We start from the raw sequence: 12,053 nt of genomic DNA on the forward strand, positions 1-12,053 counted from the left end.
GTCGGTGCGGGTCGTCAGCCGGCGTGGCGGCGGTCGGGGCCGCCGGGAGGGCGGCGGTCCGGGCCCTGGGCGGTGCGGCGGTCCGGGCCGCGCATGGGTGCGCGCTCCGGCCCGGCGGCGTGTGGCGGGCTGCCCAGCATCAGCGTCTCCAACGTCGCCGCGGACGAGGGCCGGCCGAAGTACCAGCCCTGGCCCCAGTCGCAGCCCATGGTCCGCAGCCGTTCGGCGATCTCCGCCGTCTCCACGCCCTCCGCCGTCAGCGTGAGGCCGAGGCTGCGGGAGAGCGAGGCCAGCCCGCCGACGATGCGCCAGCCGATCTCCTCGTCGGCGGCGGGATCGGGGCTCGGGTCGATGATGAAGGAGCTGGAGAGCTTCAGTCCGGACAGCGGAAGGTCGCGCAGGTAGGCCAGGTTGGACCAGCCGGTGCCGAAGTCGTCGACGGCCAGCGTGACACCCTTGTCCACCAGCGCGTTCAGCACCCGCAGTGGCTCGTCGCGCGGGCCCAGCGCGGTGCCCTCGGTGATCTCCAGTTGCAGCAGGCCCGGATCCAGGCCGGTGTCGGCCAGGATCCGGCCGACGTCGGAGACCAGGGTCTTGCTCCGGGCCTGGCGAGCGGTGATGTTGACGTTCACCTGCGGCGCGCGGTCGCCGAAGCGGCGCTGCCAGTCGGCCGCCTGCGCGCAGGCCTGGCGCAGGATCCAGCGGCCGAGCGGCAGGATCAGGCCGGTCTCCTCGGCGGCGGGCACGAACTCGTCCGGTCGCAGCACGCCCAGCAGCGGGTGGCGCCAGCGCACCAGCGCCTCGACGGCGGCCATCGTGCCGTCGTCGAGCGCGCACAGCGGCTGGTACTCCAGGAAGAACTCGCCGCGGTCGAGCGCCAGCGGCATCCGGACCGAGACGGTGTAGCGGCTCACCGCCTCCGCGTTGGTGCGCGCGTCGTAGAGGGTCCAGCGGGCGCCGCCGGCCTCCTTGGCGCGGTAGAGGGTCAGGTCGGCGGCCCGGACGGCCGCGCCCGGCGTGATCGTGCCGACAGCCCGCTCGAGCACCCCGACGCTGGCACCGATGGCGAGCTGGTGGCCGTCGATGAGGATCGGCTCCCGCAGCGCGCCGAGCACCGCCCGGGCGGCGGCCACCGCGTCGTGCTCGCCGTCGCAGTCCTCCAGGAGCACCACGAACTCGTCGCCGCCGAGGCGGGCCACCAGATGGCCGAGGGGGGCCAGCACCGCGCCGAGCCGTCCGGCGACCTCGACGAGCAGCTGGTCTCCGGTGGTGTGGCCCAGCGAGTCGTTGACGATCTTGAACCGGTCCAGGTCGATGTAGCACAGGCCGAAGTGCGCGCTGGGTGCGGCGGTCGCGAAGAGCCTCTCCAGTCGCTCGAAGAACGCGGCCCGGTTGGGCAGCCCGGTGAGCGGATCGTGGGTGGCCTGGTGGTGCAGTCGCTCCTGGAGGCGGTAGCGGTCGGTGATGTCCTCCAGCATCGCCACCTGGTAGCGGGGGGTGCCGTCCTCGTCGCGGATCAGCGAGCAGGTCAGGTGCGTCCAGACCACCTCGCCGTCCTGCCGGTAGTACGGCTTGTCGCACTGGAAGCTCTCGCGCCGCCCCGCGATCAGGTCCTCGTAGGCCTGCCAGATCTCCGGAGTGTCCTCCGGATGCACCAGATCGGTCACCTGCCGTCCGCGCAGGTCCTCCATGCTCGCGCCGAACATCTCCAGCAGCGAGCGGTTGACCGCGAGGATCTCACCCTCCACGCTGCCCACGCCGATGCCGACGGCCGCGTGCTCGAACAGGGCGCGGAACCGCGCCTCGGAGGCGTGCAGCGCCTGCTCGGCCTCCTGGCGGGCGACGTCGGCGGCGGTCCGGATGGCCTCCTGCTGCCGCAGCGTCCGCTCCCGCAGCGCGAAGGCCCAGGCGGCGGCGAAGGCGCCCGCCGGGTCGGCCTCCTGCGAGGGCGCGAAGCGCAGCAGCTCCACGGCGCCGACCAGCAGGTCCGGGTCGGTGAAGTGCGCCCCGACCAGCGCGGCGGCCGCGGCACCGGGTCGGCCGTCGCAGATCATCGCCGCGGTCCTGGCGCTGAGCTCCTCCACCTTGGCCGGATGCAGCGTCGTCCCGTTCCTGCTCAGCAGCGCCGCCCAGCGGCCTTGGAACGCCTCCAGCGCCTGCGCGGCGTCCCGCGCTTCGGCCGGCGCCTGCGCCTCGGCCGCCTCCGCGCCGTTCTCACGGCTTTCGGCCCGGTCCCTGCCACCGAGGCGCGCAGCGGCCCCCGCCCCGGACCGCGCCCCGCCAGGGGCCTCGTTCCCGGCTCCCGTCGCGCCGGCGGGGCGGGGTTGATCGGCGGTCACGGCAACAGCCCCACCCCGACCAGGCCCGGGAGCCGTTCCGGGTGGGGGCCGACGGCGTCAGGGCGGTCGGGGCGCCACTGTGTCAGGTAGACCAGGCCAGGATCGACCAGAGCGAAGCCGTCGAAGAAGCGCGCGATCTCGTCGTGCCCCCGCATGGTCAGCGGCGTGCGGGTGCGGGCGTAGATGTCCTGGTGCGGTCTCACCTGGTCGGGGCGGCCGTCGCGGTCGGCATGGCACAAGGCCAGCGCGCTGCCCGGGGGCAGCGCGTCCCGCAGGCGCCGCACCAGCGCGTGCGGGCCGGCCTCGTCCGGGACGAAGTGCAGCACGGCGATCAGCAGCAGCGCCACCGGCTCCCCGGGTTCCAGCAGGGCGACGACGTCGGGCTGGGCGAGCAGCTCGTCCGGATCGGTCAGATCCGCATGGACGACACTGCTGAGCCGGTCGCCGTCCAGCATCATCTGGCTGTGCGCGACCGCCACCGGATCGCGGTCCACGTAGACGACGCGGGCCTGCGGCCGCAGCTCCCTGGCGACCTCGTGCACCGGTCCGAGTGTCGGGATGCCGGAGCCGATGTCCAGGAAACGGGTGAACCCCTCGCCCGCCAGGAACTGCACCGCGCGGCGCAGGAACGCCCGGTTGGCCCGCATGATCGCGGGCAGGTCCGGCCACTGCTCCATCGCCTGCCTGGCCATGCGCCGGTCGGCCTCGAAGTTGTGGCTGCCACCCAGGTAGTAGTCGTAGACGCGGGCGGCGTTGGGCGTCTCCAGATCGACCCAGCTCGGCGACCAGGTCTTCCAGGTCTGACGGGGCACGACGCGCTCCTTCCCGGTGGGGAGCGGCAAGTGGCGGCGATCTGTGGTCGCGGGTCACCATGTTATGACAAAAGCCGCATTCGCGGCCGGACTTCGCCGCGGAACGGGGGATCGGGCAGACCGATGGTGGGACGGATCGAGGACTACGCGCTCCTCGGTGACCTGGGCACGGCCGCCCTGGTCGCCGCGGACGGCTCCGTCGACTGGCTCTGCCTGCCCCGCTTCGACTCGCCCTCGTGCTTCGCCGCGCTGCTCGGAGAGGAGCGCCACGGTCACTGGGCCCTCGCGCCCGTCACGCCCGGGGCGGTGCTCGCGGGGCGCCGCTACCTGGGGGACACCCTCGTGCTGGAGACCCGCTGGCGCACCGCCACCGGCGAGGCCCGGGTGCTGGACTTCATGCCGCAGCGCTCCGACGAGCGCGGGCGCGAGCCGCCGCGGCTGGTGCGGCTGGTCGAGGGGCTGACCGGCCGCGTCGAGCTGTCCAGCCGGCTGCGGGTGCGGTTCCACTACGGCCGGGTCGTGCCGTGGGTGCGGCGCACCGGCCACCACCGGGTGGCCGTCGCCGGGCCCGACGCCGCCTGGCTGTCGGTGCCGCGCGGGGTGCACACCTACGGCGCCGGGGAGGGCGCCGACGGCTGCACCCGCTCCGACTTCGCCGTCACCGAGGGCGAACGCCTGGCGTTCGTGCTCACCTGGCAGCCCTCCCACCAGGACGGGGCCCACCGGTTCGACCCCGAGCGAGGCCTGCGCCAGAGCCTGGACGCCTGGGAGGACTGGTCGGCCCGCTGCCGTTACCGGGGCCCCTGGCAGGCCCCGGTGCTGCGCTCGCTGCTGACGCTCAAGGCGCTCAGCTACGCGCCGACCGGTGGCATCGTCGCCGCACCCACCACCTCGCTGCCCGAGTGGCTGGGCGGCCCGCGCAACTGGGACTACCGCTACTGCTGGCTGCGCGACGCCAGCCTCACCCTCGCGGCCCTGCTGCGCGGCGGCTACCGCGAGGAGGCCGCCTCCTGGCGGCGCTGGCTGCTGCGGGCCATCGCCGGCGAACGCTCGGGCATCCAGGCCCTGTACGGGGTCGCGGGAGAGCGCGCCCTGCCGGAGACCCTCGCCGACTGGCTCCCGGGATACGAGGGCTCGCGGCCCGTCCGGATCGGCAACGCCGCCGTCGGGCAGGTGCAGCTGGACGTCCAGGGGGAGGTGGCGGACATGCTGTTCCGGGCACTGGAGGCGGGCATCCCCATGGAGCGACAGGTTTGGAGCCTGCTCCGGTCGCTGATGGACACCGTCGCCGCCCGCTGGCGCGAGCCCGACGAGGGGCTGTGGGAGATGCGCGACGGGCGACGCCACTTCACCCACTCGAAGGTCATGTGCTGGGTCGCCGCCGACCGGGCCGTGCGGATGGCCGAGCGCACCGGCCTGCCCGCGCCGCTCGCCGAGTGGCGCGCCCTGCGCGACGCCGTCCACGCCGACGTCTGCGCGCACGGCTACGACGCGGCGCGCGGCGTCTTCGTCCAGTCCTACGGCGCCACCGGTCTCGACGCCGCCACGCTGCTGCTGGCCCAGTCCGGCTTCCTGCCCGCGGACGACCCGCGCGTGGTGCGCACCGTCGACGCGATCCGCGAGGAGCTGGACCTCGACGGCTTCGTGCGCCGCTACGACCCCGCCGTGACCGAAGACGGCCTGCCCGGCCCCGAGGGCGCGTTCCTGGCCTGCAACTTCTGGCTGGCCGAGGCCCTGGCGCTCGGCGGTCGTCCCGACGAGGCGACCGAGGTCTTCGCCCGGACGGTGGCCGTCGCCGGACCGCTGGGACTGCTCAGCGAGCAGTGGGACCCGGTGGCCGGCCGCCAGCTCGGCAACGCGCCGCAGGCGTTCACCCACGTCGCGCTCGTCAACGCCGCCTTCGCGCTGGACGCTCCGCTGAACGGAGGGTGAGGGGCGCCCGAGGAGTGGTGCGCGCCCGCCGCGGTCTCTGATGCGCCTCACGATATGTCACGCTGCTTGCGCGCTCTGTCATGAGAGTGCTAGCAATTGTCACTGAACGCACCTGCCAAGGGATTCCCCTGACCATGCGGCTCACCTTCCTCGGGACCACCTCCAACAACGGCAACTGCCCCACTCTGTACGCGACCGACCGGGGCACCCTGGTGGTCCAGGGGTACGCGGTCACCGATCCGCACGCGCGCGAGCAGTTGCGGAACCTGTTGCCGGGGGAGGACGCGGTCGAGATTCCGAGGGAGCTCCTGCGCTTTCTGGGGTGACGTCGCCCGACTCCGCTGACGACGCCTGCCCGGCCGCGCCCTGGGGAGGGATCGGGCATGACGGACTTTCAGCGCGAACGCGAGGCGCTCGGCGCCTGGCTGCACCGGCTGCGCCGGGACGCGGGGCTCAACGGCAAGGAGCTCGCGCAGCGGCTCGGCTGGGCGCCGTCCAAGGTCTCGCGCATCGAGCACGGCCGGCAGACCCCGGCCTCCGCCGACCTGGCCGCCTGGGCCCGGGCCTGCGGCCAGCCGGAGGCCGCGGCGGAACTGACCGCCCGGCTCCAGGCGCTCGACAGCCACTACGTCACCTGGCGCCGCTCGTTGCGGGCCGGCCACGCGCCGCGTCAGCGCGTCGGCATGGAGCTGGACCGGGCCACGACGGTGCTGCGCGTCTTCGAGCCCGGCATGATCCCCGGGCTGCTCCAGACCGCGGAGTACGCGCGCGCGCTGTTCACCGCGCTGGTCGCGCTCCAGGGCACGCCCGACGACGTGCCGCAGGCCGTCGAGGCCCGGATGGAGCGCCAGCGCGTGCTCTACCACGCGGGCCACGAGTTCCACTTCGTGCTGACCGAGGCCGCGCTGCGGGCCCGGCTCTGCCCGCTGGACGCGCACCGCGGCCAGCTGGACCGCCTGCTGGCCGTCGGCTCGCTGCCCGGCGTCCGGCTCGGTGTCGTCCCGGACAGCGCGGCGCTGCCGCTGGCGCCGCTGCACCCGTTCTGGATCTTCGACGACCGGCTGGTGCAGGTGGAGACGTGGACCGCGGAGGTCAACGTCACCGAGGCGGTGGAGATCGCGCTCTACCGCAGGGTGTTCGACCGGTACGTCTCGGTGGCCCGGTACGGGTCCGCGGCACGGCACCTCGTCTCGTCCGTGCTGGCCGGGCTGTCCGGGCTGTCCGACGAGATGATTGATGCGTCCGTGCCACCACAACTGGGACGAGATTCGCAATAACGCGCAATCGGACTCCACGGCGGGCCGGCCAGGCCCTACCCTCCTGCCATGGCGGACAGCTCGGGCGCGATCGGCTGGCTGCTGCGCGCGGCGCCCGTTCCCGGCTTGACTCTCGCCGAGTGGAACGGCCGCCCGGACGGCAGCGCCGAGCTCGCCGTGGGCATCGTCTGGGACGTGGTCCGGGCCGAGCTCGAGCTCGGTCTGGAGGCCCTGGACCGCCTCCGCCTCGCCGGCGGGGCGGGCCCGGCGCTCTGCGCCGTCGCCGAACGCCTCGTCTCCGTCCTGGTCCCCGTCGGCACGTCGGCCGCCTGGTCACCCCAGATCCGCGGCGTCACCACCGCGGGCCGGGGCCAGCCGCTGCGCGTGCCGTTCCCGCGTGTCTCCCACGGCCCGTACCACTGGCTCATCCCCCCGGACGGCTCCGGCTTCCTCACCGACCCGGGCCACCTGCGCACCGCCCTCCATCGCGCGGAACACGTCTACGCGGCGCTGTGAAAATCGTGCGGCCCGGGGGTGTCGACGTCCGGCACAATGCGCGGCATGGACACACCCGATCTCGCGCTCGAACCCGTGGAACTCCTCGCCGGCGGCTACCGGCTCCGGCCCCCTTCGCCCCGCGAGGCCGAGGACGTGCTGGCGATGGCGCAGGACGCCGACATCCGGATCTGGAACGCGCTGACCAGTGTCACCGACAAGGAGACGGCCCTGGCCTGGTGCGAGCGTTGGTCGGACTGGAACGCACGGGCCTCGGCGCAGTGGTGCGTCCTCGACGCCGCGGAGGGCAGGCTGCTCGGCGCGATATCCCTGTTCGAGATCGACACGCAGCACTCCGCCGCGGAGATCGGCTACCGGGTCGCGCCGTGGGCGCGTGGCCGGGGCGTCGGTACGGCGGCGCTGCGGGCGGTCGCCGACTGGGCCTTCGGCGAGCTCGGGCTGACCCGGCTCCAGCTCCTGCACGCACTCGGGAACCCCGCGTCCTGCCGCGTCGCGACGAAGGCCGGGTTCGTGCTGGAGGGCACGCTCCGTTCCTCCTACCGGTACGGCGACGGCGAACTCCACGACGAGCACCTGCACGCGCGGCTCGCGAGCGACCGGCTCCCACCCGCCGGGACGGGCGCCGGGTCGTCCTGAGGCGTGTGCGCTCAGACCGCGACGGAGCCGGCTGCGTACGGGGCGAGGACGAGGCGGATGACCTCCTCCAGACGGGCGAACGCGTCGGCGATGGTGGTGCGCCCGGTGACCCAGGCGACGAGTTCGCTCTGCCACGCCGCGTCGATCAGGTGCGGTACGACCTCCCGCGCCGCCGGCGGGACGTCCGGCATCAGCGCCAGCAGCGACGCGCGCCCCGTGGCCGCCATCGCGTCGACGACCTCGCTCGCGAAGGGGTCCGTGGACACCGAGACGGTGACCAGCAGCCGTGCCAGGTTGGGCTGGCGCTGGAACGCCCGCATGCCGCGGCGCACGAACCGCACCACGCGGTCGCTCCCGCGCGCGGGTGGGACGGAACCGCGCAGCTCCGCCGCCAGGTCGTCCATCAGCTTGGCGCGCCAGTCCGACGCGGCCGCCGCCAGCAGATGCTCCTTGGACGAGAAGTAGCGGTACGTCGTCCCGAGGGCGACCCCCGAGCGCTCGCTGACCTGCTTCATCTGCAATCGTTCGACGCCGGTTTCCGAGACCAGCGTGAGGGCTGCGTCGATCAGGTGCTTCCGGCGCTCCAACTGGCGGGGAGACATGGTCTCGACCGGCCTGGGGGACAGGTCTACCTTGGACACGCCGCCATGGTACCGGGAACCGCGTTGCACGTGTATGACGCCTCGTCAGCGATGATGTCCGGGCGTACGGCCCCGCGACACGCTCCCGCGGGCTGGGCGGGGCCGCTGCCCCGCCCAGCGGTGGAACGACGTTCTCGTTAGGTCAGGGTGATCTCGCCGCCGTTGACGGTGATCTGCTCGGGCGCCAGCGCGCGCGGCGCCGGACCACCCGCGACCGTGCCGTCGGTGATGTGGTACTGGCTGCCGTGGCACGGGCAGTTGATGGTCCCGCCGGAGACACTGCCGACGGTGCAGCCCATGTGTGTGCACACGGCCGTGAAGCACTTGAACGTCCCGGCCGTGGGCTGGGTGACGACGACCTTCTGCGCGGCGTAGATCGTGCCGCCGCCCACCGGCACCCCCGAGGTCGGGCCGAGCACGGTGCCCGATCCGCCGCCCGACCCACCGCTCGCGGCGCTGGGCGTGGCACCGTCGCCGCCCGCGTTCTGGGACGGTGCCGCGGCCGTCCCGGTCCCACCGCCGCTCGCACAGGCGGCGAGCACCGCCGCCGCACCCACCGCACCGGCACCGGCGAGCACGGTGCGGCGGGTGGTGGTCTGGTTGTCGTCGGGCGTCGTCGTCATCGGTTCTCCCGGTGAGGTGGGTTCGCTTTCGACCCCTCCTACGCACCGCCCGTCACTTCGGTTCAACCGCCGCCCGGTGATGTCACGCCAGCAGTGTGCGGAGCCGCTCGAAGGACGCCGGGTCGGCCGCCGCGAGCAGGCCGGTACGCTGCTCGCCCGGCAGGTAGGGGGAGCCGTCAGGGCGCAGGGCGCAGCCGCCGGCCTCGTTCAGGAGCAGGGTGCCCGGTGCGTGGTCCCAGGGCAGCGTGCGGTGGTACAGCACGAAGTCCCGCTCGCCCTCGACCAGACGCGGGTAGTCGACTCCGGCGCAGCTCGCGCCGCGTCCGAGCGAGGCGAAGCGCGGGGCCAGCCCGGCCAGGCGCGCCCGCTGGGCGTCGTCGAGGAAACGCGTCATCACGTCGCCGTGCAGCGCGGCGGGATCGGCGGGCGCGGGCTCGCGCCGCAGCCGCGTCCCGTCCCGCCAGGCGCCCGAGCCGCGCTCGGCGACGTAGGCCGTGCCGGAGACGGGTCGCAGGATCCACGCCGCCACCGTCTCGCCGTCGCGGACCAGCGCGGCCATCACCGCGAACTCGGGGCGCCCGGCGACGAAGTTGCCGGTCCCGTCGATCGGGTCGACGACCCAGGCGGCGGGCGACTCGACGAGCGCGCGCGGCAGGGACGGATCGGCGGCGGTCGCCTCCTCGCCGACGACCGGCGCGTCCACCAGCTCCCGCAGCCGACGGCTGATCAGCGCCTCGGCCTCCCGGTCGGCGACGGTGACCAGCTCCCCAGGCGTCTTCTCGACCACCTCACCCGCCGCGAGCGCCCCGAACCGGGGCAGGATCGCGACCTCGGCGGCCTCGCGCAGGATCCCGGTGACGTCCTCGATCTTCATACCCGCCACCCTAGGCCCTCCGGCCTGCGCCCCCGCTGCGCGGCCGGTGGCGCGGCTCCGTTCGCGGCGCCGCCGCCGGTTCCGGGGGGGCGTTATCGGCCGGCCGAGCGGGCTGCGCGGGCGGTGGCGGTGGCGACGCGGGCCTGGAGGGCACGCTTACGGGCGGGCCACTCCTCCGCGACGATCGAGAAGATGGCAGCGTCGCGCAGGCGGCCCGTCTCGCCCGGGGCCCAGGAGCGGGAGGACTGGCGCAGGACGCCCTCGAAGGTCGCGCCGACGGAGGCGATCGCCGCGCGGGAGCGGGCGTTGCGGGCGTCCGTCTTCAGGTCCACCCGGGCGACGTCCCACCGTTCGAAGGCCTGCGTGAAGAGCAGCAGCTTGGCCTCGGCGTTGATGCCCGTACCCTGGGCCGACGCGGTGAGCCAGGTGAAGCCGACCTCCACCGCGAACAGCGCCGGTTCGGCGGACCAGTCCGCCCACCGCGGCTCCCAGTACGCGGTGCAGCCCACGGCCCGCCCGGTCTCACGGGAGATCTGCGCGTACGGTGCGAGCCGGCCCGTCGCCCGGCGGCCGTGCTGGGCCTCGATGTACGCGGCGACCTCGTCCGGCTGGGGGACCATGGTGAACCCGTAGCTGTCGCGTTCGCCCGCGGCCGCTGCCGCGAGGTCCGCGGCGTGCCGCTGCTCCAGTGGTTCGAGCCGCACCAGCGACCCCTCCAGCACCGGCCCGTCCAAGCGCCCCTCGCGTGTTGCCGCCATCCGGTTCCCCCAGGGCTCGTTCGACGCACTGTCACCAGCCGCCGACGTTAGCGCTCCGGCCGCTCCGGCACACGCGGATATCTCAGCCGTCGCCCTTGGGGCGGCGGACGCGGATCAGGGCCTCCTGGACGACGTTGGCCACCAGGCGGCCGTCGCGGGTGTAGAACTCGCCCTGCGCGAGCCCGCGCCCGTCCGAGGAGGAGGGGCTTCGCTGCGCGAACAGCAGCCACTCGTCGGCGCGGAAGGGTCGGTGGAACCACATGGCGTGGTCCAGCGAGGCGAGGTTGATCCGGGAGGGCTCGGTCCGCTCGGCGCGGGGCACCTGCATGTGCAGCGCGGCGGTCGAGGCGAGCGTCAGGTCGGAGAGGTAGGCCAGCGCGCACACGTGCATCAGCGGCTCGTCGTCGGGCAGCGGCTGGGCCGCCTTGAGCCAGACGAACTGCTGTGCCACACCCGGGAGTTCGATAGGCAGGCCGGGGTGGTCGCGGGGGATGATGCGCATGTCGAGGGTGAGTCGGCCGGTGGTGCCCCAGTAGCTCTCCGGGCCGCCGGCCGCCCAGGCCGCGTACGGGTCCGGCAGGTTCTCCGGACCGGGCAGGTCCGGGATCTCACGCTGGCGGTCGGCGCTCTCCTCGGGCACCTTGAACGAGGCGGAGAGGGTGAAGACGGCCTCGCCGCGCTGGATCGCGGTGACCCGGCGGGTGGTGTAGGAGCCGCCGTCCCGCAGCGCCTCGACCTCGTAGACGATCGGGCGGCGCGGGTCGCCGGGGCGCATGAAGTAGCCGTGCAGCGAGTGGACCAGCCGTCCCGGGCTCACCGTGCGGCCCGCCGCGACCAGCGCCTGTGCGGCGACCTGCCCGCCGAAGGCGCGCAGCGGCGCGCCCGCGTGACACCAGCCGCGGAACAGGCCCTGATCGATCTCGTCGAGGCGCAGCAGGTCGTCGAACCCGTTGATCTCGGTCGGGGCGGAGGCCCCCAGGGGGGCGTCGTCGGGCTTGGGCGGTGTCGCGGCTGTCACCGGCCCATCGTTTCAGACGCCAACCGCCTGATCGTTGTGATCTGCGCAACCTTGCCCGCGTCGCTGCCCACGTCGCTGCCCGGGTCCGGTCCGGGCGCCGTTCAGCGGCGGAACTCGCCGCCCAGCTTGCGGAAGTCCCAGGAGCTGAGCGTCTCGGGGGTGAGCCGCAGCCAGGCGTGGCGGCCGTCGTGGAACATCTGTTCGCCGAAGCCGTACTTGACCGCGAAGACCTTCTCGGCGAGCTCCAGGCCGTCCACCTGCCGCTCTCCGGTCCGCGGCGCCTCCCCGACCGGCTCGACCGAGCCGGTCAGCTCCACCCCGCACAGCTCGCCGTACTCCTCGCCGGCGTCGACCACGACCGCGACGCGCGGGTCGGCCGCCAGCTCGGTCCAGCGGCGGCTGCGCACGATGGAGTACAGCCACAGCGCGGAGCCGTCCCAGGCGAACCAGAGGGGGGTGACGTGCGGCCGCCCGTCGCCGGAGACGGTCGCGACCCGGCAGACGCGCTGCTCGCCGAGGAAGGCGTCACGCTCCTCGGTGGTCATCATGATGCGGCGGCCGTGACGTTGTTCGCGCATGCCCTTCCCCCTCCCGCGCCGATGCCTGACGATGGGGCACCAGTAGAACGTGTTCTCATTCCATGCACCA

Annotated in this window: 13 protein-coding genes; 5 read left to right on the plus strand and 8 right to left on the minus strand. The window is 74.0% G+C overall.

Annotated elements, in window-relative coordinates; translation table 11 throughout:
• Positions 1 to 14: 14 nt before the first annotated feature.
• Positions 15 to 2,339, minus strand: a complete 2,325-nt coding sequence (locus tag ABH931_RS37420) for a putative bifunctional diguanylate cyclase/phosphodiesterase (RefSeq protein ID WP_370123972.1) — start codon at positions 2,337 to 2,339, stop codon at positions 15 to 17.
• Positions 2,336 to 3,151: an SAM-dependent methyltransferase gene (locus ABH931_RS37425; protein ID WP_370123974.1), complete on the minus strand. Its 816-nt coding sequence runs from the start codon at positions 3,149 to 3,151 to the stop codon at positions 2,336 to 2,338. Before ABH931_RS37425 ends, ABH931_RS37420 begins: the two co-directional genes overlap by 4 nt.
• Before the next feature lie 123 nt (positions 3,152 to 3,274).
• On the opposite strand from ABH931_RS37425, the gene ABH931_RS37430 reads away from it, so the two are divergent.
• The 5 genes from ABH931_RS37430 to ABH931_RS37450 all read left to right on the plus strand — a co-directional run bounded on the left by ABH931_RS37430 (position 3,275) and on the right by ABH931_RS37450 (position 7,491).
• Complete coding sequence (locus ABH931_RS37430) at positions 3,275 to 5,083, plus strand: glycoside hydrolase family 15 protein (RefSeq protein WP_370123977.1); 1,809 nt, start codon at positions 3,275 to 3,277, stop codon at positions 5,081 to 5,083.
• Between the two features lie 134 nt (positions 5,084 to 5,217).
• On the plus strand, positions 5,218 to 5,409 hold the full coding sequence (locus tag ABH931_RS37435; RefSeq protein ID WP_370123980.1) for a hypothetical protein: 192 nt from the start codon (positions 5,218 to 5,220) through the stop codon (positions 5,407 to 5,409).
• A gap of 57 nt (positions 5,410 to 5,466) precedes the next feature.
• The gene (locus tag ABH931_RS37440) at positions 5,467 to 6,360 is read left to right on the plus strand and encodes a helix-turn-helix domain-containing protein (protein WP_370123983.1); all 894 of its coding nucleotides are present in this window, start codon (positions 5,467 to 5,469) and stop codon (positions 6,358 to 6,360) included.
• A gap of 48 nt (positions 6,361 to 6,408) precedes the next feature.
• On the plus strand, positions 6,409 to 6,855 hold the full coding sequence (locus ABH931_RS37445) for a hypothetical protein (RefSeq protein WP_370123986.1): 447 nt from the start codon (positions 6,409 to 6,411) through the stop codon (positions 6,853 to 6,855).
• A 45-nt stretch (positions 6,856 to 6,900) separates the two neighbouring features.
• On the plus strand, positions 6,901 to 7,491 hold the full coding sequence (locus tag ABH931_RS37450) for a GNAT family N-acetyltransferase (RefSeq protein WP_370123989.1): 591 nt from the start codon (positions 6,901 to 6,903) through the stop codon (positions 7,489 to 7,491).
• An 11-nt stretch (positions 7,492 to 7,502) separates the two neighbouring features.
• Here ABH931_RS37450 and ABH931_RS37455 read toward each other — a convergent pair whose 3' ends face one another.
• The 6 genes from ABH931_RS37455 to ABH931_RS37480 form a co-directional block, all read right to left on the minus strand.
• Positions 7,503 to 8,132: a TetR/AcrR family transcriptional regulator gene (locus ABH931_RS37455; protein ID WP_370123992.1), complete on the minus strand. Its 630-nt coding sequence runs from the start codon at positions 8,130 to 8,132 to the stop codon at positions 7,503 to 7,505.
• A 137-nt stretch (positions 8,133 to 8,269) separates the two neighbouring features.
• A complete protein-coding gene (locus ABH931_RS37460; RefSeq protein WP_370123995.1) occupies positions 8,270 to 8,755 on the minus strand; it encodes a Rieske (2Fe-2S) protein in 486 nt (161 codons plus the stop codon).
• 82 nt (positions 8,756 to 8,837) lie between these two features.
• Positions 8,838 to 9,629 carry an inositol monophosphatase gene (locus ABH931_RS37465; protein WP_370123998.1) on the minus strand — a complete coding sequence of 264 codons (792 nt, stop codon included), beginning with the start codon at positions 9,627 to 9,629 and terminating at the stop codon, positions 8,838 to 8,840.
• Positions 9,630 to 9,721: 92 nt separating this feature from the next.
• Entirely contained in the window at positions 9,722 to 10,387 is a 666-nt protein-coding gene (locus ABH931_RS37470; RefSeq protein WP_370124001.1) for a GNAT family N-acetyltransferase, read from the minus strand.
• Between the two features lie 82 nt (positions 10,388 to 10,469).
• Complete coding sequence (locus tag ABH931_RS37475; protein ID WP_370124004.1) at positions 10,470 to 11,405, minus strand: acyl-CoA thioesterase; 936 nt, start codon at positions 11,403 to 11,405, stop codon at positions 10,470 to 10,472.
• Positions 11,406 to 11,506: 101 nt separating this feature from the next.
• On the minus strand, positions 11,507 to 11,983 hold the full coding sequence (locus ABH931_RS37480) for a pyridoxamine 5'-phosphate oxidase family protein (protein ID WP_370124007.1): 477 nt from the start codon (positions 11,981 to 11,983) through the stop codon (positions 11,507 to 11,509).
• Between the last annotated feature and the right edge of the window lie 70 nt (positions 11,984 to 12,053).

Source organism: Streptacidiphilus sp. MAP12-33, from assembly GCF_041261265.1.
Taxonomy (GTDB): Bacteria; Actinomycetota; Actinomycetes; order Streptomycetales; family Streptomycetaceae; genus Streptacidiphilus.